The sequence below is a fragment of the Paenibacillus sp. FSL H8-0317 genome (genome assembly GCF_045040685.1).
In the GTDB taxonomy this organism is placed as follows: domain Bacteria; phylum Bacillota; class Bacilli; order Paenibacillales; family Paenibacillaceae; genus Paenibacillus.
Window position 1 is genome coordinate 54,068 of the sequence record NZ_CP150294.1, and the last position, 23,832, is coordinate 77,899.

The following is a 23,832-nucleotide window of genomic DNA, read 5'->3' on the forward strand; positions in this document are numbered from 1 at the left end:
CGGGTTCAATTTTCTGGGAAATACCGATAAACCTTATTCCATCATGTTATGCAGTGTGTTATGATAATACGAACATGTGTTCATCTGTGTAAACTGAGGTTGGTGTTTAGCGACAGATGGTTTCGGGTACTGGTCTTAGACTGTCCCTGCGGACCATCGACAAAAAGCTAAAAAAAGTCGCGGACCAAGGCAGGATTTCAGATACCAAGCCAGAATACATGTGTAGTAACCTAACGCGAAACCAGCGGCAATAACCTATTGCTCAGGCTCGCAGATACTTTTTTTTCAATTTGGGAGGCTTTTAAAAATGAACAAAACAGATCTGATTAACAACATTTCAACCAAAAGTGGTTTGACTAAAAAAGACGTTGAGTCCGTATTAAACGGCTTTTTGGGAGAAATTACAGATGCACTTGCCAGCGGAGACAAAGTACAATTGATCGGCTTTGGCACTTTTGAGACCCGCAAACGTTCCGGTCGTACCGGACGTAACCCACAAACAGGGAATGAAATTGTGATTCCTGAGTCCACTGTTCCTGCATTCAAAGCAGGCAACAAACTTAAAGAAGCCGTAAAATAATGCGTCTTGATAAATTCCTGAAGGTCTCCCGGCTAATCAAACGCCGCACTGTGGCCAAGGACGTCTCTGAACAGGGACGTGTTCTGGTGAACGGACGTGAAGCAAAGCCTAGCGCCGCTGTTAAAGTAGGCGATGAGCTGACGGTTCAGTTCGGTCAGAAACTGGTCACCGTGAGGGTGGAACGAATTGCCGAGAGTACCAAGAAGGATGAGGCGAGCAGCCTCTACACCTTGGTGAAGGAAGAGCCGATCGCCAAGGATAACGGAATGAACTGGTAACAGTACATCTGGTATTGAATATTCATTCAATGCAAGTTGAATCGAAACGTCCTCCTGTAACAGGGAAGGGCGTTTTTGTTTTTACTGGATGCCGGTTATTTGTTCAACAACGCTGGTTCTATTCCAACCTCCACACCCATAAGCTAGGTGTAAGAAGGAGGGGTACATGCCATGGTTGAGCACGGTAAGGCCAAACAGCATCATCTGAGCATGCAGAATCGGAAACTGCTGGATCTGACGGGTGTCTCCAACGTGGAGAGCTTCGACAGTGAGGAATTTTTGCTGCAGACTGAACTTGGGCATCTGACCATCCGGGGGCACAATTTACATATCAAAAACCTGAGCCTGGAGGAAGGTTTGTTATCCATTGAAGGCACAGTCAGTTCGCTCCAATATCTGGACCCCGGTTCCCAGCCCAAAAATGGTAAGGGCCTGTTTGGCAAGATGTTCCGATGAGTCCGGATACTCAATGGATCACATTGATGTGGATGCTTACCTCGGGGGTCGTGATGGGAATTGCCTACGACAGTTACCGGGTACTGTCCGGACAGCTGCGGTTTCCGAGATGGAGTATTCACACGCTCGATCTGTTGTACTGGGTTGCTTCCGCGCTGTTCGTTTTTCGGATGCTATACGCCGGAAACCACGGACAGTTGCGGTTTTATGTCTTTTTGGGGCTGATTATAGGGGTTTGCTTCTATTTTTGGCTTTTAAGTGTTACAACCCAGCGTTTTGTGGTAATGTTAATTAAACTCGCAAGAACGCTGATTCATTGGTGTGGACATATCCTTAACATCCTGATCGTTATGCCGGCTAAAGGAATTTATAAGTTAATTCGCGTATTATTCGGTTTTGTAATTGCGATACTATTATTCCTGGGCAGGCTGGTGCTGCAGTGTTTGGTACCTTTCGGCAAGTTGTTCCGCTGGATGTTTAGGCCGCTCCTGAAACATTGGGTAACGCCACGCTTCATGATCCGTGTGGGTACAAGAATTGCAGCGATATGGAAACGCTGGTTTTAAGGAGGTCCGTAATGGGTAAAACACCTGTGGGCAGATCAAAGGCTCCAACTAACCAAGGAAAATCTGCCGGTGCAAAAAGGCGCCTCATGCTTTGGATGACGTTTATGATTGTATTTGTAATATGGGCAGGATATACATTCCTTGTGCAGACTGCACAAATTTCGGACAAGAGTTCTCATCTGGCCACTCAGCAAGCTTCAAAGGAAGATACGTTGAAGAAGCTGGAACAGTTGAAGTACGAAGTCAGCCGGTTGAATGACCCTGAATACATAGGACAGCTGGCACGGAAAAAAGGATATTATCTTCCTGAAGAAACGCCGATCCAGGTTGAAGAGTCAGGGAACTGATGGAATTCGGTCTATTACCGAGCTAGGTTTGTTATCCGTGTGTCTGAAGCCGTTAAACCGGAAAAAATAGGCTCTCTGATGGGGTAGTGTTCAGTTGACCTTGGTTTACGGCATAAGGTATAATTACATTAGCGCAGCATTGATTTTGGCATTCAAAAAATCGGGTTGTATATTTTTAAGGGAGGATCATTTTATTCTATGGCAATTGAAGTGGGCACCAAGTTAGAGGGCAAGGTGACAGGAATCACGCATTTTGGAGCATTTGTGGATCTGTCAGGAGGTGTCACGGGTCTCGTTCACATCTCGGAAATCGCCGACAATTACGTCAAAGATGTCAACGACCACCTGAAGCTGAATGACCTCGTTACAGTGAAGGTTATCAACGTTGACAAGGATGGCAAGATCGGACTTTCCATTAAGCAAGCTGTTGACAAACCGGTTGAGCAACAAACCCAATCTAGACCCCCGAGAGCTCCTAGACCGGAACGCAGTGGAGGAGATCGCGAACGATTCAGCGGCGGAGGCCCAAGTGGTGGCCAAGGTCGTGGTGGTGGCGGCGGTGGATTTAACCGTGGTGACCGCGGAGGCCGTTCTTTCAAGCCCGCAGCAGGCAAACCTTCATTTGAGGATAAAATGTCACGTTTCCTGAAAGATAGTGAAGAGCGGATCTCTTCGCTTAAGAAGAACACAGAAGGCAAACGCGGAGGCCGTGGGGCCAAGCGTGTGTAATCTGTCACAACCTGATCTAAACATATAAGTAAAACCGTTAGCCCATGGGCTAGCGGTTTTTTTGCGTTTCTATCACAGATAAGGAGTTGAATAGCTTTTTTTGTAAGGTGAAGCTCCATATCCCCAGTTTTTCTGCACGACAAAATGGAACCATAAGAACATTTGTCGTCTACCATTTTTTACCGACAGGTTTCCGTGGCATTCCACAGTTATCCTGCTCAAATGATGGCGAGACCAAACCATCGCCGGTTCAAAATCAGACATTCCGATTGTCGGAATCAAGTAGGAGAATGAATGAAACCACAATAAGGCCGGGGGTTTCGCTCCACCGCGCCAGGCTTGTTTCTTTTGTCGTAAACTTTTTGGACCCTGCCCACCTATTCTGACAAACTACGTCTTCTAATCTATCTATAATCAGAACCATCGAGAACGAAACACGAAAATTCAAATTAATCGAATGGGGTGCCTTGAGGATGATGGAAAAGTGGAATGTCATTCAATTTCCGGGAATGAAAGCAGGTAAAGGAGGTACGGAAGCTCGGGAGGAGCTGTCGGTACGTCTGAAACATTGGCTTGGCTCCCGCAAGGCTGTCCAGATGGTTGCTTCCCGCAAATGGGTACTGCTGCTCACATTCATGGGATTTCTGCTCGGAAAGGCGATGATCCTAAATGAGTTATCTCCCTTTGCCATTGCTTATTTCGCTGTAATTGCTTTCATGCGCAGGGATTACATCATTCCGGTAGGCGCTGCACTTCTCGCAGGCAGTCTCTTTGCACCGTTTCCGGTACCACTCATTGTTGCATCGGAGATCGCCATCTTTTATCTGCTCTTCCGTGGACTGGAATCGTATGATCGTGCTGAATTATCTTATGCGCCAACGATGGTGTTTACGACTACATTTATGGTCAAATTATTCGCGGTTGTGATTGGACCATCCTTCAGCTGGTACGCGATGCTGATGCTCACGATGGATTCGGTATTAAGTTTCGTGCTCACCCTAGTTTTTATACAAGCCATACCGATCTTCACCTACCGCAAAAAAAAATTCAGCCTAAAGAACGAGGAGATCCTCTGCCTGATCATATTGCTCGCTTCCGTTATGACGGGAGCCGTAGGGTGGACCATTCAGTCTTTATCCGTCGAGCATATGCTCTCCCGTTATCTCATATTAATCTTTGCGCTGGTGGGCGGAGCCCCCCTTGGAGCCTCAGTTGGGGTCATTACCGGCTTGATTCTGAGTCTGGCTGACATGTCAGCGGTGTATCAGATGAGCCTGCTTGCTTTTGCCGGGATGCTGGCGGGTATGCTTCGAGAAGGCAAACGTGCGGCGGTTGCACTGGGCATGCTGCTGGGTTCGTCCATTCTATCCATATATCTGGGCGGACCGGGCGATGTGATGAACTCATTATGGGAGACGTGTGCAGCTATCGTACTATTCATGTTAACACCTAAAAGCCTGATGACGGCGATATCCAAATATGTACCGGGTACGCAGGATCATACCAAATCGCAGCATGAGTATGCCAAACGAATACGGGATATCACGGCAGAACGGGTAACCCGGTTCTCACAGGTATTCCGTCAACTGTCACGTAGCTTTGATCAGATGTCCGGTGCAGGGGAGCAGGTACAGAAAGAAGGTGGAATGGACCATTTCATGAATGCGGTTGCCGAGGGCACATGTGCAAGCTGCTTCAAGCGTACACAATGCTGGGATGCAAAGTTTATTCAAACCTACAAATATATGACGGACGTGATGAGTACGATTGAAGGAAACCCGGAGATCTCAGGCAAGCAGATTCCAGTGGACTGGAACAGGGTGTGTGCGAAACCGGAAGAGGTCCTTGAAGTCATGCGTGCCCAGTATGGACTGCATCAACATAACATGCAATGGAAGCGTCAAATTATTGATAGCCGGCAGCTGGTTGCAGAGCAATTGTCCGGTGTATCTCAGGTCATGGAGGACCTGGCCAAAGAAATTCAGCGGGAAAGTGATGAGATGGTACAGCAGGAGGAGCAGATTCGGGACGCACTGGAGTCATTGGGCTTGTCCATTCACTCCATTGAGATCATCAATCTGGAAGCGGGCAATGTAGAGATTGAGATTGTACATGCATATACACGTGGATTTGATGAGTGCCGGAAAATGATTGCTCCGCTGATCTCGGATGTACTGGACGAGCATATTGCCGTCTTGCATGAGACCATGACCGATCCTCGTCAGGGATTGGCGACCGTTACGTTTGGTTCAGCCAAAACGTTCGAGGTAACCACGGGTGTTGCTGCCGCCGCAAAAGGGGGAGATGTGATGTCAGGCGACAGCTTCAGTACGGTTGAGTTAGGCAACGGTACATTCGCGGTGGCGCTTAGTGATGGAATGGGCAATGGGGAACGGGCACGCATGGAGAGCAGCGCGGCTCTGAACATATTGGAACAGTTGTTACAGTCCGGCATGGATGAGAAACTGGCGATCAAATCCGTGAACTCCGTTCTGATGCTGCGCTCCCCTGAAGAGATGTATGCCACAGTGGATATGGCGCTGATCGATGAATATACGGCAGAGACCACGTTTATGAAAATCGGATCGACGCCAAGTTTTATCAAACGAGGACAGGAGGTTATTCAGGTTTCGGCCAGCAATTTGCCAATCGGTATTATTAAAGATATTGAAGTGGATCTGGTAACGGTACAGCTTCAGCCGGGGGATATCCTCATTATGATGACGGATGGCATCTATGACGCACCGGGGTATGCGGTGAACAAAGAGTTATGGATGAAAAGGCTCATTCAAGAGATTGATACAGAGGATCCGCAAGATTTGGCCGATTGCCTGCTTGAAAGTGTTATAAGATATCAGCAGCATGAGATTTTGGATGATATGACCGTTGTTGTTGGAAAAGTAGAGCATTTCCGCCCTGAATGGGCCACACTGCGTGTGCCTGGCATCAACCGGATGGAGCGTCCACGGACCGTCAGTTAATTGCATATTCTTCTGTTTGAAGTCTCTTCATTCTGGCAATGCTAGTCATAGAGTTGGAGAGTAACGAATAACGGAGGGATATCGGATGAAGCAAATCTTATTGATCACCGACGGTTGTTCCAATGTAGGACCAAGTCCGGTGCTGGCAGCGGCCGAAGCGCTGGAAGAGGGGATTACGGTTAATGTGGTTGGCGTGATTGATTATGGAACCATTGGTGAGCTGGGTAGTCGGGAGATTGAGGATATTGCCAGAGCCGGAGGTGGAATCAGCCAAATTGTAGGTACACGTCAGCTTGCCCATACCATGCAGATGATGACAAGGAAAACGGTGGTTCAGACTATTCAGCAGGCGGTTAATAGAGAGTTAACACAAATTTTGGGAGAGAAGGAGCCCAAAACGGTAACGGATCTGGAGCCTTCACAACGCGCCCGGGTCGTGGAAGTGATGGATGATATGGCTGAAACTACAGCCTTACAGGTTATATTGTTAATCGACGTAAGTGCCAGCATGAAGCCCAAACTGGCTGCGGTAGAAGAAGGCATTCGTGATTTAATGTTAAGTTTGCAGGCGCGTATAGGTCAGAGCAAGCTTTCCGTATTTCATTTTCCGGGGCGACACAGTGGCGAAGATGCGGTAATGGATATTGACTGGACAACGGATCCAGGCCGTGTTCGGTCCTTGTTTGGAAGGTTGCAGATGAAGGGTGCAACGCCGACAGGTCCTGCAATTCAGAAGGTGATTGATTTTTACCGTTATGGTACACTGGAGAAACAGCAGGAAATAGAAGGGAACTATCGCATTGAAAGAGAAGGGATGCTCGGTGACAACGTTGTCTGACGCCTCTTTCCCGCCAGGAACAGTGGTTACAGGGAAATGGAATCGCAGTCGTTACACGATTCGGAAACTACTGGGCAAAGGAGCTAATGGCATCGTTTTTCTTGTCCAACGGGGTGAAAATGGCAAACACTACGCGCTAAAAATGGGATTTGATCCGGTTGATCTGCAATCGGAAGTTAATGTACTCAAATCCTTTCAACTACAGCGTAATCATGAGGCCCTTCGGCAGAGCGGCATTCCTTCCTATCTTAAAGATGTGGATGACTATGCCGTTCGTGGCCGGGATATTCCCTTTTATGTGATGCGTTACGTTAGAGGTGAGGCACTTCATCACTTCATTCGGCGTCAGGGAACAGACTGGACACTTCTGGTGGGACTTAGACTTTTGCAGAAGCTGGCACAGTTGCATCAGGCGGGATGGGTGTTTGGTGATCTCAAACCTCAGAATGTGTTGGTATCCGACTATGGGCAGGTGGAATTGATCGACTACGGCGGAGTTACGTCGATTGGTCGAAGCGTCAAACAGTTCACCGAATGGTATGATCGGGGCTTCTGGAATGCAGGCAGCCGTACGGCAGATGGTACCTATGATGTATTTGCATTTGCATTATTATTGATTCATGTACTTGAAGCAGACGCGCTCAAGGCACTGGCGGCCGAGGGATTACCGCAACTGCGAAGTGTGAATCAGCTCGTAGCGCTGGTGGAGCGCAGTGAACGACTGGGTCCTTTTCGCAATTGGACGACTCAGGCATTACGAGGTCAGTTTCGTGATGCAGGTCATGCGGCACAAGGGTGGAAGGAAATGATGGCACGCCCCACGCCTCTCCGCCGTCGTTCCAAAAGTACAACACCGCGCTGGCTTAAAAATGCATTCGCTGTATCTGTGATATTACTTATTGGAGTGCTCATCTATGCACTACTTTTCTGATCTGTGAGAGTGCATATACATAACGCAAGGAATGAGGAACAGGTATGGAGGCTTTACGCTGGAACATGCTGGTGAAGAATGTGCTGGATGCAGCGGAAGAGCATCAGTTATGGGTTCCCGGGGATCGGATTGTCGTCGCAGTATCGGGCGGGCCGGACTCGGTAGCTTTTTTGCATATCATGCACGAGATCAGCAAGCGGCATGTGCCACTTGAATTGATCTGTGCCCACGTGCATCATGGCTTCCGGAGTGAATCTGATGATGAAGCGGAGAAAATGATGGAACTGGCACAGCAGCTTGGTATTACATTTGAATGGACCAAGGCCGATGTACCTTCATATATGGAGCTTACGGGTCAAGGACCACAAGAAGCAGCTCGCAACAAGCGATATGCCTTTCTGCACGAAGTGGCTTCCAAATATAATGCGGCAAGCATCGCTTTGGCACATCATGCCGATGATCAGGCGGAGACGGTCATGCTTCATTTGCTTCGTGGAACCGGCTTGTCGGGACTCTCAGGAATGAAGTTTAAAAGACGAGAAAAAAATGTGGAACTTATTCGTCCATGCCTTCGTATAAACAAGACAGACCTTGTAGAAGCTTGTAATACCCAGGGTTTTATGTATTTCAATGATGAGAGCAACGCCCTGCGTAAATATCGGCGTAATGCCATTCGCTTGGATGTGCTTCCTTTTTTGGGGCAGTATAATGGACAACTCACGCCGTCATTGAATCGGCTTGCCGAAATTGTGGGTGATGAAGACGATTTCATGGAGCAGAGTGCATATGACACATACAGGTGTCTAGTGCAGGTGAACGGCGGAAGGCAAACCTTTGAGGTGCCTTCCTTCTTGAAGTTACATGTCGCTTTACAACGAAGGTTGATTAAACTAATATTGAATTATCTGCCTTTGGACAGTGATTTTGTCGACTTTACCCGTATAGAAACCATTCGGCACAAGGTCATGGAGACCCATGTGACGACCTGGAGCCTGGATATAGGACAGACACTCGCCTGCACTCGGGAGTATAATCTGATTTCTTTTGGCATACGGACGGACGTACAGGATCAATCTTACGAGTATCGTCTTGCGCAATGGAGTGGAACTTATGAGCTTTCACTCACCCCAATTAACCGGTATATTCGGTTGATGACGGTGAGTCCCGAGGACTATCATGTACCGGAATCGGCGGATCAAGCCGCGTTTGATGCGGATCAACTGCTTATGCCGCTGGTTGTGCGTTCACGGTTACCTGGAGATACCATGAAAGTGATGGGATTAAACGGAAGCAAAAAGGTGAAAAATATTTTCATCGATGAGAAAATCCCCCCATCTGTCCGTCCACGTATTCCTGTGGTATGTGATGGAGCAGGTCAGATCATCTGGTTACCGGGTGTTCGACGGTCCAATGTGGCTCCTGTCAGGGAGGGCACTTCCGCAATCCTGTACATGACTGTAGGCGATTCAGCGATTCAGGGGTAGTGGTTATGGTTCAGGTAAGGCTTTCATAGTATAACTTAGGAGGTTCGCACAGTTGCAGAACGACATTCAGGAAGTATTGATCAGTGAAGAAGAAATTCAGAGTAAAGTCAAGGAATTAGGCGCAACACTAAGTGCCGAATATGCAAATCGCAATCCTTTGGTCATTTGTGTGCTCAAGGGTGCGTTTATATTTATGGCTGATTTGGTTAAAAACATAACGGTACCTGTTGAAATGGATTTTATGGCGGTATCCAGTTACGGCGCTTCCACCAAGTCATCAGGTGTTGTCAAAATCATTAAGGATCTGGATGTATCCGTTGAAGGACGGGAAGTTCTGATTGTCGAAGATATTATCGACAGCGGACTTACACTCAGCTATCTGATTGAACTGCTAGAAAACCGCGGTGCCGAGTCGGTGCGTGTGGTTACGCTGTTCGACAAGCCTTCAGGCCGTAAAGTTGAGTTGGAAGCTCATTACACAGGCTTTGACATTCCTGACGCGTTCATCGTTGGTTACGGTTTGGATTTTGCGGAGAAGTACCGGAACCTGCCCTATATCGGGATTTTGAAGCCGGAAGTCTATAGTAGCTAATATCCTGCCCGACCCAAGCCTTGAGCTGTTCTTGGCTTCTGTTGAGAAGCCATGTCGGGCTATGTTAAAATAATTAAAGTGTCTCGAGAGGAGGTAGGGGATGAATCGGTTCATCCGGAATTCTGGTTTTTATTTGATTCTTTTTTTAGTTGTGGTGGGGATAGTCCAGTTCGTCAGCAATGGCGGCGAAGCCACCGATAATCCTAGATATGATCAGTTGCGTGCAGCGATCAAAGCCAACAATGTCTCTGAATTGACGGTTCAATTCAACGGTCAAACGTATCTCGTGACCGGTCAATACAAGAAGGCACCTGATGGCGCCAAATCAGAAAATTTCTCAACGTATATTCCTCCTACGGATGAGGCAATTAGTGAGCTTGTAGCTGCAAGTGAAACTAACAATTTCCAATATCATCAGGAGCCAATGAAAGGTGACAGCATCTGGTTGACGTTGCTGACTTCCTTTATTCCTTTGATCATTATGTTCCTGCTGTTCTTCTTCCTGTTTAATCAGGCTCAAGGCGGCGGCGGTAAAGTAATGAACTTTGGTAAAAGCCGTGCTCGTCTCTACAACGAAGAGAAGAAGCGGGTTACATTTGAAGATGTTGCGGGTGCTGACGAAGAGAAACAGGAACTTGTTGAGGTTGTAGACTTCCTCAAGGACCCTCGGAAATTCGCAGCAGTAGGTGCGCGGATTCCTAAGGGCGTATTGCTCGTAGGGCCTCCAGGTACCGGTAAAACATTGCTCGCTCGTGCCGTAGCCGGTGAAGCGGGTGTACCATTCTTCACAATTTCAGGTTCCGACTTCGTGGAAATGTTTGTCGGTGTCGGTGCATCACGTGTACGTGATTTGTTTGAAAATGCGAAGAAAAATGCCCCATGTATCATCTTTATCGATGAGATTGATGCTGTAGGACGTCAGCGTGGTGCTGGTCTCGGTGGTGGTCACGATGAACGTGAACAGACACTCAACCAGTTGCTCGTTGAGATGGACGGATTCGGAGTTAACGAAGGTATTATCATCATAGCTGCAACGAACCGTGCAGATATTTTGGACCCTGCCTTGCTGCGTCCTGGACGTTTTGACCGTCAAATTACGGTTGACCGCCCTGATGTAAGAGGTCGTGAAGCTGTCCTCAAAGTACATTCCCGTAATAAACCACTGACCAAAGATGTGAAGATGGATATTATCGCGAAGCGTACAACAGGTTTCTCTGGTGCGGATTTGGAGAATCTCTTGAACGAAGCGGCATTGCTTGCAGCGCGTCGTAACCGTAAAGATATTTCCATGAAGGAAGTTGACGAAGCGATTGACCGTGTCATCGTTGGTACGGAGAAGAAAAGCCGTGTCATCAGTGAGCGCGAGAAACGAATCGTTGCTTATCACGAAGCAGGTCATACCATTGTAGGATACTTCCTCGAACATGCTGATATGGTACATAAAGTGACCATTATTCCGCGCGGACGTGCGGGTGGATATGTAATCATGTTGCCAAAAGAAGACCGTATGCTGGTTACCAAGCAAGAATTGCTGGATAAAGTAACCGGACTTCTCGGGGGTCGTGTAGCTGAAGAATTGTTCATCGGAGAAATTGGTACTGGTGCATACAGTGACTTCCAGCAAGCGACAGGTATTGTTCGCAGCATGGTTATGGAATACGGTATGAGTGAGAAATTGGGACCTATGCAATTCGGAAGTTCACAAGGACAGGTATTCCTTGGTCGGGATATCGGTCATGAACAGAATTACTCGGATTCCATTGCTTACGAGATTGATCAGGAAATGCAACGCTTTATCAACGACTGTTATGAGAAGTGTAAGGACTTGCTTGTTAAACATTCAAAAGAGATGCACCTGATCGCTCAAACTTTGCTTGAGGTTGAGACTTTGGAAATGGATCAGATCAAGCAATTGATCGAAACAGGTTCTTTGACTCCAAAAGCAGAGAATGACAATGATGGTGAAGGCACACCAACTGAAGGCGGAGAGCCAATCATCGACACCATCGGTGATGTGCGTGTTCGTATTCAAGGTAAAGATGAAACGCCTGAGCCACCAGCCGGAGATATTCCAAACGAAGCTCCGAATCTGGAAAAGGGTAATAACAATAACCCGGATGATGGCGGAACGAAGCCAACGTCTTAATGCACAATACATCTGGCTATGATAGCAGGTGAAATCAAGAGAGCCCTCGGGGCTCTCTTTTTTTATTCATTATTTTAAAAGAGGATAGATAAAGATAAACGGGAGTTAGATGGCGAACCAGTTAGCAAACAGGTGGTTACAGCGCTGTTCCGGGCCTTTTTCATTTATTGACAGAGTCGTGAACGTTGTGTAAATTAGTTGTTAAACCGCTTGTGATTCGTTTCTCAAGCGAAGATAACGACTTAGGTTAGCCCACGAAACAGCGCATGACGCTGTCCCGATAAAGGAGAGGATCACAGGTGGAAGCTCTGGCTTTAGAGCGCAAGGCTGAGATGAACCGCGAGCTGCGTGAGCGGCTTATGGTGTTGAAGAAGGAACGTAATGCCATTATTCTTGCCCATTATTATCAACGTGACGAAGTACAGGAGGTTGCCGACTTCCGTGGAGATTCGTTTCTGTTAGCCCAGAAGGCAGCACAGACAGATGCGGATGTGATTGTTTTCTGTGGTGTTCATTTTATGGGTGAAAGCGCTAAAATTCTGGCACCAAATAAAACAGTTATTATCCCGGACGAACGTGCGGGCTGCCCAATGGCAGATATGGTGAATGTGGATGGACTACGCAAATTGAAAGCACAACATCCTAATGCCAAGGTGGTTACGTATATCAATTCCTCGGCTGAGATCAAAGCAGAGACTGACATCTGTTGTACATCGGCGAACGCAGTCCGGGTTATTCAATCGGTGGATTCCGACGAAATTATCTGGGTACCGGATAAAAACCTGGGACATTATGTGCAGCAGCATACAGACAAGAAAATGATTATCTGGGAAGGTTACTGCAACACTCACGATATGCTTACAGTCAAAGATGTGGTGGAGATGAGAGCCAAGCATCCCAATGCAGAGTTTGTTGTCCATCCAGAGTGTCGCCCTGAGGTTGTAGAAATGGGTGATTTTGTAGGCAGCACAACAGCTATCCTAGAGTATTGCAAAAATTCATCAGCGAAGGAATTTATCGTAGGTACCGAAGATGGTACAGGATATCAGCTTCGTCTGGATAGTCCGGATAAACAGTTCCACTTTGCTACCAAGTTCCTCGTATGTCCCAACATGAAGGTGAACAACTTGAAGAAACTGGTGAAATGCCTGGAAACGATGAAGCCGCAAATCTACGTGCCACCGGCCGTTGCCGACAAAGCCAGAGAATCACTAGAGCGCATGTTGTTGGTAAAGTAGGATGCGCTACTCTTGCTCCAAGACAGGTGAATAACATGATACCGCAATATTTAGTTGATTTTGATCTGTCTGCACTACCCATGGTAGAGACGGATGTACTGGTTATAGGCTCAGGGATTGCTGGTTTGTTTACTGCCATTAAGGCAAGTGAACAACAACGTGTATTAATGATCACGAAGAAGTCATTACTTGAAAGCAACACCAGATATGCGCAGGGAGGCATCGCTGCGGTTATTACTGAGGATGATTCACCTGCTTACCACTTGCAGGACACACTTGTAGCAGGAGCGGGCTTATGCCGCTCCGAAGCGGTAGGGGTATTGGTGAATGAGGGTCCGGACGGAGTGAAGGAACTGATTCGTTTGGGTACTTTATTTGATCTGGAGAACGGCGAGTTGGCGTTGACGCAGGAAGGTGCGCATAGCCACCGCCGTATTTTGCATGCCAACGGAGATGCAACGGGATATGAGATTGTGCGTGCGCTTGCTGTTGAAGTGAATGAGCATCCCGGGATTGAAGTATGGGATGAGCATTTTGTTGTTGACCTGGTTACAGATCGAGATCGAGGGGAATGCATTGGTGCTCTGGTTCAGAAGGATGACGGATCTCAAGTGTTCGTGAAGGCACAGGCAACTGTTCTTTGCTCTGGTGGAGCAGGGCAGCTGTACCGATACACGACGAATCCGGATGTAGCTACTGCCGATGGTGTAGCCATGGCCTATCGGGCTGGGGCTATTGTTCGTGACATGGAATTTATCCAATTCCACCCCACCTCTCTATGTTACCCTGGAGCCCCGCGCTTCCTTGTGTCAGAAGCCGTACGTGGCGAAGGAGCATATTTGCGCAATGTGAAGGGTGAGCGCTTCATGGATCGTTATCATGCCCAGCTTGAATTGGCCCCACGCGATATCGTGGCACGAGCGATTGTTAGTGAGATGGAGTCCACCAACAGTACCTTTGTGTACCTGGACATTACACATGAACAGCCAGAGATGATCAAGCATCGGTTCCCTACCATATATGAGACTTGTATGCGTTATGGATTGGACATGACTACGGACTGGATTCCCGTTGCACCTGCTGCCCATTACATGATGGGTGGAGTGAAAACGGATTTAAGTGGAGAGAGCAGCATCTCCCGATTATTTGCTTGTGGCGAGGTGTCTTCTACAGGAGTGCATGGAGCTAACCGCCTGGCGAGCAACTCTTTATCAGAAGCGATTGTATTTGGGCGGAGAATTGTTGATCGTATTCAATCACTCCCTCCACTTGGCTTATTACAAGCAAGAGGGGCTGCGCCTTCATCTGTGGACATGAATAAAAAGATCAATAAGATCACGGAAGAGCAAAAGCCGGTATCCGAAAGACGCTTACGATTACAGAAAATGATGGTTCGTCAGGTGGGCTTGCGCCGGAATGGTGAGGACCTACAGAAGGCCATGGACAAGCTGCAACAGGAATTGCAATTTGTTGATCAGACACTCACTCATAAGGAAGAGCTGGAGTATGCCAACCTTCTGATCTGTGCCTGGTTAGTTACCAGCGGAGCATTACACCGCGAGGAGAGTCGGGGGGCTCACTATCGTGAGGATTTCCCGGCGCGTGATGATATCGTGTGGCAGAAGCATAGTCTGCAGCAGCGAGAACAAGCGATTGTGGAGGAGTTGATGTCATGATACTGAATGGATATAATGAAGGGCTTATCGAATCAATCAAAAACTGGCTTCGTGAAGATGTTGGTGCAGGTGATGTTACAACAAGTGTGACGATTCCAGCTGGCAACCAATCCAAGGCCATTATACACGCCAAAGACAATGGTACTATTGCAGGCATGACCGTAGCTGAACTTGTATTTCAAGTCGTTGATCCTGATCTTGTATTTACACCAAAGGTAACAGACGGAGACAAGGTTACCCATGGCACGATTTTGGCCGAGGTAGAGGGAAGTACACATTCACTGCTTACGGGGGAACGACTGGCACTTAACTTGCTGCAACGTATGTCCGGAATAGCTACGTGTACGCGTGCCTACGTGGATGTTCTGGATGGTCTTGAGACTAGGCTCGTGGATACACGTAAGACAACGCCGGGCCACCGATTACTTGAGAAATACGCAGTGCGCGTGGGTGGTGGAGCGAATCATCGATTTGGACTGTACGATGCCGTTATGATTAAGGATAACCACATCAAGGGTGCAGGCGGAATCACCGAGGCGGTACAGCGTGCGCGAACCGTTATCCCACATACGATGACGATTGAAGTGGAGACTGAAAATCTGGAGCAGGTGAGAGAAGCCTTGCAAGCCGGGGCAGATATCATTATGCTGGATAACATGCATCCAGAGCGGATGCGTGAAGCGGTTGAACTTATTCGTGAACAGGCTCCTCATGTAAAGGTTGAAGCATCCGGTAACGTGTCTCTTCAGACCATTCGTGGCATTGCAGAGAGTGGTGTGGATGTAATTTCGGTTGGCAGGTTAACCTATTCCTTTGAGAGCCTGGATATTAGTCTGGATTTAAATGAAAAGAAAGAGGGGTGAACCTCTTTGATTCTAGTTGTAGACGTGGGGAACAGCAATATGGTGCTCGGCGTATATCAAGGCCGGGAATTGCTGCACCACTTTCGTCTGAGTACATCACGTCAGTCAACAGTGGATGAATACGGCGTATTGATTTATAATTTATTTCATATGTCCGGCATCAGGGCAAGTGACATCGAAGGTGTCATCATCTCATCTGTGGTTCCGCCACTGGTGAATGTAATTGAAGCGATGTGTGAGAAGTATGTAGGCAAAAAAGCTTTGCTCGTTGGGCCTGGTATCAAAACTGGCTTGAACCTGCGATACGAGAACCCTCGTGAAGTGGGTGCAGATCGTATTGTTAATGCAGTGGCAGCCGTTGAGAAGTATGGCGGCCCTCTCGTCGTGGTCGATTTCGGTACCGCAACGACTTTTGACTGTATTGACGAGAAAGGTCACTACCTGGGGGGAGCTATTGTACCTGGCATTCAGATCGCCACTGAAGCGCTCTATGAGCGGGCATCCAAGTTGCCTCGTATAGAGCTGGAGAAACCTAAAAAGGTCATTGGCCGTAATACTATTCATGCCATGCAAGCGGGTATTATATTTGGCTATGCAGGGCAGGTAGATGGTATTGTAGAACGTATTCGCGAGGAGATGGGAGCGAAGCCCCGAGTTATCGCGACGGGTGGTCTCGCTACACTTATCGCAGAAGAAACCCGTAGTATAGAGGAAGTTGATCCGCTGCTTACGCTTGAAGGGCTGCGTATTATATATGAGCGGAACCGGGAAAGGTGAGCATAGTGACGGCATACAGCGGGCTGAGATTACAGCTTAAGTGTTGTGCCGTTTTTTCTGTGTTACGACTATTATGGAGATACGCCAAAGGAGGCTGAATGACTTGGAAAACAACAACAAGCATGACCGGTTAATTCGTGGTACAGCAATGAATGGAAAGGTAAGAGCCTTTGCTATCCAGACTACGGAACTGGTTGAGGAACTACGCAGAAGACACGATACGTTTCCCACGGCTACAGCTGCCATGGGGCGTACGGTTACAACAGCAGCCATTATGGGTGCAATGCTCAAAGGTGAAGAGAAGTTAACGGTACAAGTCAACGGTGATGGGCCCATTGGACAGATTGTAGCTGATGCCAATGCGAAAGGCGAAGTACGAGGATATGTTTCTAATCCGCATGTACATTTGCCAAGCAATAGTGTGGGTAAACTGGACGTTGCAGGCGCGGTTGGAACGGAAGGTTTCATCAACATAACGAAGGATTTGGGACTGAAAGAACCATATCGTGGCAGTGTGCCTATTATTTCAGGAGAACTGGGCGATGACTTCACGTACTACTTTGCGCAATCGGAGCAAACCCCTTCTGCTGTAGGCGTTGGTGTGCTCGTTGATACGGATAATTCCGTTATTGTCTCAGGTGGATTCATTATGCAGCTGTTGCCGGGATTGACAGATCCAGAGATCACGGCGATCGAAAACGCCATTAGTACGTTGCCGCCAGTGACGACGTTGCTGGAGCAGGGACTTGAATTGGAAGAGTTGCTTCGCCGATTATTGCCAGATGTACAAGTGATGGAAGGATTGGATATTCATTTTAGCTGTGAGTGTTCACGTGAGCGGGTAGAGAAGACACTAATCAGCCTGGGCCAAACGGAGATGGAGCAATTAATTGAAGAAGAGGGCCAGGCTGAAGTGGTCTGCCAATTCTGTAATGAAGCCTATGACTTTAACAAAGAACAACTTGAGACCATCCTAGAGCAAGCCAAGAACTGATCTATGCGGGGACGGGATGCGGAATGACAAGACAGGAAAAAGGGTTGTGGACGGCTGTAATTGTCTTGACGCTAGGTATGCTGGTCATGGGTACGGTGATGGCTATGCATGGTCTCAGACAGGGCAGAGACGAGGCAGATGCATCCCATGATGCCAATACGGAAGAAGGAAGCACCGTAGCGACGATCAACGGAGAAGTTATCACGGACAAAGAGTGGACCGATGCGCTGAAACGACGTTACGGCAGTGAGTTATTACTCCAGATGTTAAACCGTAAAGCAGTATATGCCGAAGCAATTGAACGCAAGCTGATTGTCACTCCCCAAGAGATTGCAAGAGAACTTGCCGCCGCGATGGATGGGTACGATTCAGAGAAATCATATTTTGACGAAATGAAGTCTCAATTGGGCCTGTCAAAACAGGAACTTGAGTTGGAAGCCGGCTACAGGCTTCTGCTTGAGAAAATCGCAACGATCGGCATACAGATCAAGGATGCAGATATTGAGCATTACTTGACTGAACACCGTGAGGATTACGTTTCCCCCGAGAAATATGACTTGTCCATCATCGTAGTGAAGGAAGAAGATGAAGCCGATTCCTTACTGGATGCGTTGGAGAAGGGGGAGGACTTTGAAGAAGCTGCTCGCAAGCAATCGACAGACAGCTTCTCTCGTGATGCTGGTGGGAGGCTGGGGTGGATTGAGCGGAATGATCCATTCCAGTCAGAAGAAATCCTTCAACTTGCTGCCGGGCTGGAAGTAGGCGATATTGCCGGACCAGTTCGAGTGGAAGAAGGTTATGTTATTATCAGACTTAATGATAAAGAAGAACGCCAGGTGCAGTCGGCCGAAGAGGTCCGTGAGGAGATTCGAATGCAACTGGCTCTGAGTCAGGCTGATCCGTTGCCGCAGGTAGAGCAAATGCTGCGTAACAAGTATGAAGCCGTCATCCTGTCCGAGATTCCTGCCTCCTGAATTCAATGGAAAAGATTGTATCGTACTGCTGCATCTTGATAAAAATACTCTGTCTGCGGTCTTAGGGCCAAAGGCAGAGTTTTTTTTTGAGTACTCATATTGACAATAAGGGTTAACGTTGATAAGATGAAAATAATAAATACCTACTCGTTTACTCGGATATAAAAGATTAATTTATGAACAAAGAAACTTTCGGAAACCTCCGCCCTGCTAGAAATCTTGGCAGTAAGGGATAGGATCAACAGGATTTCCGCAGTTCTTCTATAACAGCTAGAGGCTACCGGCCGCACAGGATAGGTTAACAGGACTCAAGTTTTATTCATCCACTAAGGAGGGCATTCATATGGCTAAAGTAGTTAATAACGTAACAGAACTCATCGGAGGTACTCCGCTTGTTCGTCTGAACCGTATCGTACCTGAAGGCAGTGCTGAAGTATTCGTGAAGCTGGAGTACCAGAATCCAGGATCAAGCGTGAAAGACCGTATCGCAATTAGCATTGTGGAAGAAGCGGAAAAAGAAGGCAAGCTAAAACCAGGTGATACCATTATTGAAGCAACAAGTGGTAACACGGGAATTGGACTCGCGATGGTGGCTGCAGCCAAAGGCTACAAGTCCGTTATTGTAATGCCTGAGACGATGAGCTTGGAGCGTCGTAACTTGCTTCGTGCGTATGGTGCTGAGCTTGTGCTTACACCTGGAGCTGAAGGTATGAATGGTGCTGTTAAAAAAGCCGAAGAGCTGCTGAAAGAAAACCCTTCCTATTTCATGGCTGAGCAATTTAAAAATAAAGCCAACGTGAAGATCCACCGTGAAACGACTGGCCCTGAGATTGTTGAAGCAATTCAATCTGTAGGCGGTACGTTGGATGCTTTCGTTGCAGGAATCGGTACAGGTGGAACAATTACAGGTACAGGCGAAGTGCTGAAAGAAGCTTTTGCTGGTATTAAAATTGTTGCGGTTGAGCCAGCAGCTTCGCCAATTCTGGCGGGCGGCAAACCAGGACCACATAAGATCCAGGGGATTGGCGCCAACTTTATCCCTGAGATTCTGGATCAGGAAATCTATGATGAGATCATTCACATTGAGAATGATGATGCATTCGAGACGGCTCGTCAGGTAGCGAAGGAAGAGGGCATTCTGTCTGGTATTTCTTCCGGTGCGGCGATCCGTGCAGGTCTTCAGGTTGCGAAACAGTTGGGTGAAGGCAAGCGCGTGGTCGTAATCGTGCCAAGTAACGGCGAACGTTACCTCAGCACACCTCTTTACAACTTCGAAGGCTAAGTCTACAAATGACAAAACCAATCCTCCTTGCCCGTATGATGGGTATGGAGGATTTTTGGTGTAATGCTTTTAAAAGGCACGACGCTTTAGTATACTATCAGACAATAGAACTAGCGACAGATGGAGGGCGGCACACCGCAATGACACACCTGATGACAACATACGCCGACTGGATGGAGTGGGCTGAACAAGGCTGGACCATGATGCCCTATATCACCAAGTCGGATGAGGGGCCGTATCATGGCGGTTTACCGTTATCGTGGGAGGCAGCCTGGGAGCAGGCGTCACCCTATGCAATTGTGCTGGAGAATGGCAAAGGCGGGAGATATACATTTCTGGGGTTAGACCCCGTATCCGTTATTTCCGGTAAAGGTCAAGAAGCGGTTATTCATGATGTGACGCAAGGAACCACCTCGACGGACAGCGGCAAGCCGCTTGATGTATTGAAGAGATGGACTGCCCCATATAACGCACCCAAGGTTAATGGGGCTCCAGACTTTGGGGGTGGATACGCAGGTTATCTCAGCTACGATGTAGCAAGATCATTGGAGAAGCTTCCAGTCTTGGCTGAAGATAATCCGTCCCTACCGGATTATTGGTGGATGCGCTTTGAAGAAATATGGGCGTATGACCATGAACAGCAGGCGCTTTTCTGCATGGTTCATCTGGCCATAGATCCTAACCTTAACGAAACTAATATCGGTAGCCTATATTCAGCGGCAGAAGCACGAGCAACAGCGATGCAGAAACGTTGGCTTCATATTATGGGGGCTGCACAGGCCGAGGAACAACAGCAGGCACTGGAACGCCGCAACAAGCAGGTCAATCGTACACCGCAGCCTGAAGATGCGGAAAGGGAATCGGAAGGATGGGAGACATCCTTTCCCCAAGAGGACTTTGAACAGGCTGTACGCACGGTGCAGGAATATATCAAGCAGGGTGATGTGTTCCAGGTGAATCTGTCCTTGAGACAGGAGAAGCGGCTTCATTCGAGCGCTGAGCATATTTATGAATGGCTGCGCCTTGTGAATCCATCGCCGTATATGGGTATGCTGCGTAGTCCAGACTTCCAACTGGTTAGCGGATCTCCCGAACTTCTGGTCAAAGTGGAGAATGGCAAAGTCAGTGCACGTCCCATTGCAGGGACCCGAAGAAGGGGCCGTGATGCAGCAGAAGATAAGGCTATGGCGGATGAACTGCTCAGCAGTGAGAAAGAACGGGCGGAGCATATTATGCTCGTTGATCTGGAACGTAATGATATCGGACGGATTGCGGCCTATGGTTCGGTTCATGTACCTGAATTGATGACCATCGAGAAGTATTCCCATGTCATGCATCTCGTTTCCCAGGTGGAAGGCAGGCTGGCAGAAGGGTTATCCGTATTTGATGTGATTGCTGCGACATTCCCGGGTGGAACGATTACCGGAGCGCCGAAAGTCCGCACCATGGAGATTATCGAGGAACTTGAGCCTGTGCGGCGTGGACCCTATACGGGTTCCATCGGGTGGATGGATTACAGTGGAAATATGGAATTGAACATCGTCATTCGTACACTTGCCATCAAGGATGGTATTGGTTATGTACAGGCCGGTGCAGGAATTGTCATTGATTCCGATCCATATCGGGAATACAAGGAATGCCGCAACAAGGCAAGAGCCATGATGAGAGCTGTGAATTACAGCGAAGAGGCGGAAGCTGTTAAAATAAAATAAAACGAAGCAACCGTCACTTGCATTGACGGAAGATGAGGAGGAGCAGGCATATGATACTGGTTATCGATAATTACGATTCCTTCACGTACAACCTTGTTCAATATCTGGGTGAACTGGGCGAGACGGTGGAAGTTCGCCGCAACGATGAGATTGATTTGGCAGGCATAGAGGCACTGGCACCTGATCATATTCTGATCTCTCCGGGCCCGTGTACACCAAATGAAGCGGGTATTAGCCTGGCAGTCATCGATCATTTCAAGGGAAGCATTCCGATCTTTGGTGTGTGCCTGGGGCATCAGTCCATTGGACAAGCGTTTGGCGGCAATGTCATTCGTGCGGAGCGCATGATGCACGGCAAAACATCCGAGATGCACCACAATGGGACATCGGTATTTGCCGGATTGCCATCTCCATTCACAGCTACCCGTTACCACTCCCTGATTATCGAGCGCAGCAGCTTGCCTGACTGCCTGGAGATTACAGCGGAGACAGCTGAAGGTGAGATTATGGGTTTGCGTCACAAAGAATATGCGATTGAAGGTGTTCAGTTCCACCCGGAATCCATTATTACAGACCATGGTCATCAGATGCTTCGTAACTTTTTGTCCCAACAAGTGAAGGTATAACATGCAATATGCCGCGATAAATGGAGAGTTGGTCAATATGGCGGCGGCCGTGGTTCCTGTAACGGATCACGGCTTTTTGTACGGACTGGGACTGTTTGAGACGTTCCGGACGTATCGAGGTGTCCCATATCTGTTGGAACGGCATCTGGAGCGCATGGCCTCGGGTTGTAAGGAACTTGGCATTCCTTTTAGAACGACCGCGGCAGAGGTGACGGATTGGATTCAACGTTTGATGAATGCGAACGGACTTCAGGATGCCTACGTGCGTTACACGGTATCAGCGGGTGAAGCGCCGCTAGGCCTACCTTCTGGTGATTATTCGAAGCCGAATCATATTGTACTGGCAAAAGCATTACCTGAACCTTCTCCCTCTTTATATGAGAATGGCAAAATGCTTCAACGGTTGTCTACACCTCGCAATACGCCCGAAGGAGAAGTTCGGTTCAAGTCGCTGCAATACATGAACAGCATTCTGGCGAAACGGGAGCTTAATGGATACGGGCAGCATGTGCAGGGTGCAGAAGGGCTACAATTAACCCGGGATGGTCATATAGCGGAAGGGATCGTCAGTAATGTGTTTTGGGTACGGGAAAATGTACTCTACACGCCAGCACTCTCAACCGGCATTCTGCCGGGCATCACTAGAGCTGTGGTACTTGAGATCGCCACGCAGCAAGGAATTGCCTGCATAGAAACGTTAGCTGCCTGGGAGGATCTCCTGCAAGCAGATGAAATATTTCTAACAGGCTCGGTGGCCGAACTGGTTCCGGTGACAACTCTGCGGGATCAGGATGGAGCCGAAACAATAATCAGCAACGGACATATAGGCCCGGTTACAGCAGTCCTTCTGGGTATGTACCGGCAGAAAGCGGGGTATACTTCATGACACTTACACCGATCATCTATGAACGGAAATATGCATGGGGGCCAGCTGAATTAAAGCTGGGTACAAGAACACAGATTATGGGCATTCTTAACGTCACGCCTGACTCATTTTCAGATGGCGGACGTTATACCAACGTGGAGCGGGCGGTTGCCCATGCCAAGCAGATGATGGAGGATGGAGCGGACTTGATTGATATCGGCGGGGAGTCTACCCGGCCAGGTTCAGATGTCGTGAGCGCCGATGAAGAGCTTAGCCGGATCATTCCGGTTATTGAAGCATTGCATCAGCAAGCCCCGCATATTCCAATATCCGTAGACACGTATAAGGCCGATGTTGCGCGTCAAGCTATTCTAGCCGGTGCCCATATCATTAATGATGTGTGGGGTGCCAAGGCAGATCCAGATATGGCCCGCACGGCAGCAGAGCTGGGGTGTCCCATCATTCTGATGCATAATCGGCAGGAGCGAAACTATACCGATTATCTGAGTGATGTCGTCAGTGATTTGCAGGAGAGCATACAGATTGCATTAACAGCCGGCGTGAAAGCAGACCAAATTATCCTGGACCCGGGCATTGGTTTTGTGAAGGATCTCGGAGAAAATCTGAAGCTCATGTCATCGCTCGGTTTGCTCAATGAAATGGGATATCCCGTTCTGCTAGCCACCTCACGCAAAAGATTCATCCAGAACACTCTGGATGTCGGGGCGGATGATGCGTTGGAAGGAACGGCTGCGACCGTTGCATTTGGCATTGCCCAAGGGTGCCAGATGGTTCGGGTTCATGATGTGAAGCCGATTCGGCGGACGGCAGACATGTGTGATGCCATGTTGTATGCTTCTCCGGGTATACGGAGGAAATAATGCTGGCGGGTCCCTG

General features: G+C 48.3%; 23 protein-coding genes. All 23 read left to right on the forward strand.

Annotated features, from left to right (window positions below; all coding sequences use genetic code 11):
* Positions 1–307: 307 nt before the first annotated feature.
* Positions 308–580, forward strand: a complete 273-nt coding sequence (locus tag MHB43_RS00250) for an HU family DNA-binding protein (protein WP_017691362.1) — start codon at positions 308–310, stop codon at positions 578–580.
* Positions 580–858 (forward strand): RNA-binding S4 domain-containing protein, encoded by a 279-nt coding sequence (locus MHB43_RS00255; RefSeq protein WP_017691361.1) that lies wholly within the window; start codon positions 580–582, stop codon positions 856–858. The genes MHB43_RS00250 and MHB43_RS00255 overlap by 1 nt, the downstream gene beginning before the upstream one ends.
* A 171-nt stretch (positions 859–1,029) precedes the next feature.
* The gene (gene yabP, locus MHB43_RS00260) at positions 1,030–1,314 is read left to right on the forward strand and encodes a sporulation protein YabP (RefSeq protein ID WP_076216757.1); all 285 of its coding nucleotides are present in this window, start codon (positions 1,030–1,032) and stop codon (positions 1,312–1,314) included.
* The gene (gene yabQ, locus MHB43_RS00265; protein ID WP_221825820.1) at positions 1,311–1,880 is read left to right on the forward strand and encodes a spore cortex biosynthesis protein YabQ; all 570 of its coding nucleotides are present in this window, start codon (positions 1,311–1,313) and stop codon (positions 1,878–1,880) included. The genes yabP and yabQ overlap by 4 nt, the downstream gene beginning before the upstream one ends.
* Positions 1,881–1,891: 11 nt before the next feature.
* Entirely contained in the window at positions 1,892–2,227 is a 336-nt protein-coding gene (locus MHB43_RS00270; protein ID WP_017691358.1) for a septum formation initiator family protein, read from the forward strand.
* 198 nt (positions 2,228–2,425) lie between these two features.
* Complete coding sequence (locus tag MHB43_RS00275; RefSeq protein ID WP_017691357.1) at positions 2,426–2,956, forward strand: S1 domain-containing RNA-binding protein; 531 nt, start codon at positions 2,426–2,428, stop codon at positions 2,954–2,956.
* A gap of 473 nt (positions 2,957–3,429) precedes the next feature.
* Complete coding sequence (gene spoIIE / locus MHB43_RS00280) at positions 3,430–5,937, forward strand: stage II sporulation protein E (RefSeq protein ID WP_221825818.1); 2,508 nt, start codon at positions 3,430–3,432, stop codon at positions 5,935–5,937.
* An 85-nt stretch (positions 5,938–6,022) separates the two neighbouring features.
* Complete coding sequence (locus tag MHB43_RS00285) at positions 6,023–6,775, forward strand: VWA domain-containing protein (protein WP_221825814.1); 753 nt, start codon at positions 6,023–6,025, stop codon at positions 6,773–6,775.
* Positions 6,759–7,706, forward strand: coding sequence for a protein kinase domain-containing protein (locus MHB43_RS00290; RefSeq protein ID WP_036668459.1), 948 nt, complete (start codon positions 6,759–6,761; stop codon positions 7,704–7,706). The genes MHB43_RS00285 and MHB43_RS00290 overlap by 17 nt, the downstream gene beginning before the upstream one ends.
* A 44-nt stretch (positions 7,707–7,750) precedes the next feature.
* Entirely contained in the window at positions 7,751–9,190 is a 1,440-nt protein-coding gene (gene tilS / locus MHB43_RS00295) for a tRNA lysidine(34) synthetase TilS (protein ID WP_339181006.1), read from the forward strand.
* Positions 9,191–9,242: 52 nt separating this feature from the next.
* A complete protein-coding gene (gene hpt, locus MHB43_RS00300; protein WP_017691352.1) occupies positions 9,243–9,782 on the forward strand; it encodes a hypoxanthine phosphoribosyltransferase in 540 nt (179 codons plus the stop codon).
* Between the two features lie 100 nt (positions 9,783–9,882).
* Positions 9,883–11,928 (forward strand): ATP-dependent zinc metalloprotease FtsH, encoded by a 2,046-nt coding sequence (gene ftsH / locus MHB43_RS00305; RefSeq protein WP_405131082.1) that lies wholly within the window; start codon positions 9,883–9,885, stop codon positions 11,926–11,928.
* Positions 11,929–12,227: 299 nt separating this feature from the next.
* Positions 12,228–13,166, forward strand: coding sequence for a quinolinate synthase NadA (gene nadA, locus MHB43_RS00310; protein ID WP_036606114.1), 939 nt, complete (start codon positions 12,228–12,230; stop codon positions 13,164–13,166).
* 35 nt (positions 13,167–13,201) lie between these two features.
* Complete coding sequence (gene nadB, locus MHB43_RS00315) at positions 13,202–14,842, forward strand: L-aspartate oxidase (RefSeq protein ID WP_405131083.1); 1,641 nt, start codon at positions 13,202–13,204, stop codon at positions 14,840–14,842.
* A complete protein-coding gene (gene nadC, locus MHB43_RS00320; RefSeq protein WP_405131084.1) occupies positions 14,839–15,705 on the forward strand; it encodes a carboxylating nicotinate-nucleotide diphosphorylase in 867 nt (288 codons plus the stop codon). Before nadB ends, nadC begins: the two co-directional genes overlap by 4 nt.
* A gap of 6 nt (positions 15,706–15,711) precedes the next feature.
* On the forward strand, positions 15,712–16,482 hold the full coding sequence (locus MHB43_RS00325) for a type III pantothenate kinase (protein ID WP_026081372.1): 771 nt from the start codon (positions 15,712–15,714) through the stop codon (positions 16,480–16,482).
* A 73-nt stretch (positions 16,483–16,555) separates the two neighbouring features.
* Positions 16,556–17,476 carry an Hsp33 family molecular chaperone HslO gene (gene hslO, locus MHB43_RS00330; protein ID WP_405131085.1) on the forward strand — a complete coding sequence of 307 codons (921 nt, stop codon included), beginning with the start codon at positions 16,556–16,558 and terminating at the stop codon, positions 17,474–17,476.
* A 23-nt stretch (positions 17,477–17,499) separates the two neighbouring features.
* Positions 17,500–18,450 carry a peptidyl-prolyl cis-trans isomerase gene (locus tag MHB43_RS00335; RefSeq protein WP_405131086.1) on the forward strand — a complete coding sequence of 317 codons (951 nt, stop codon included), beginning with the start codon at positions 17,500–17,502 and terminating at the stop codon, positions 18,448–18,450.
* A 343-nt stretch (positions 18,451–18,793) separates the two neighbouring features.
* Positions 18,794–19,732: a cysteine synthase A gene (gene cysK / locus MHB43_RS00340; RefSeq protein WP_036668448.1), complete on the forward strand. Its 939-nt coding sequence runs from the start codon at positions 18,794–18,796 to the stop codon at positions 19,730–19,732.
* Positions 19,733–19,872: 140 nt separating this feature from the next.
* On the forward strand, positions 19,873–21,444 hold the full coding sequence (locus tag MHB43_RS00345; protein WP_405131087.1) for an anthranilate synthase component I family protein: 1,572 nt from the start codon (positions 19,873–19,875) through the stop codon (positions 21,442–21,444).
* Positions 21,445–21,494: 50 nt separating this feature from the next.
* Positions 21,495–22,070, forward strand: a complete 576-nt coding sequence (gene pabA / locus MHB43_RS00350; protein ID WP_405131088.1) for an aminodeoxychorismate/anthranilate synthase component II — start codon at positions 21,495–21,497, stop codon at positions 22,068–22,070.
* A gap of 1 nt (position 22,071) precedes the next feature.
* On the forward strand, positions 22,072–22,956 hold the full coding sequence (locus MHB43_RS00355; protein ID WP_405131089.1) for an aminotransferase class IV: 885 nt from the start codon (positions 22,072–22,074) through the stop codon (positions 22,954–22,956).
* Complete coding sequence (gene folP / locus MHB43_RS00360) at positions 22,953–23,816, forward strand: dihydropteroate synthase (RefSeq protein ID WP_405131090.1); 864 nt, start codon at positions 22,953–22,955, stop codon at positions 23,814–23,816. The genes MHB43_RS00355 and folP overlap by 4 nt, the downstream gene beginning before the upstream one ends.
* The last annotated feature ends 16 nt before the right edge of the window (positions 23,817–23,832 follow it).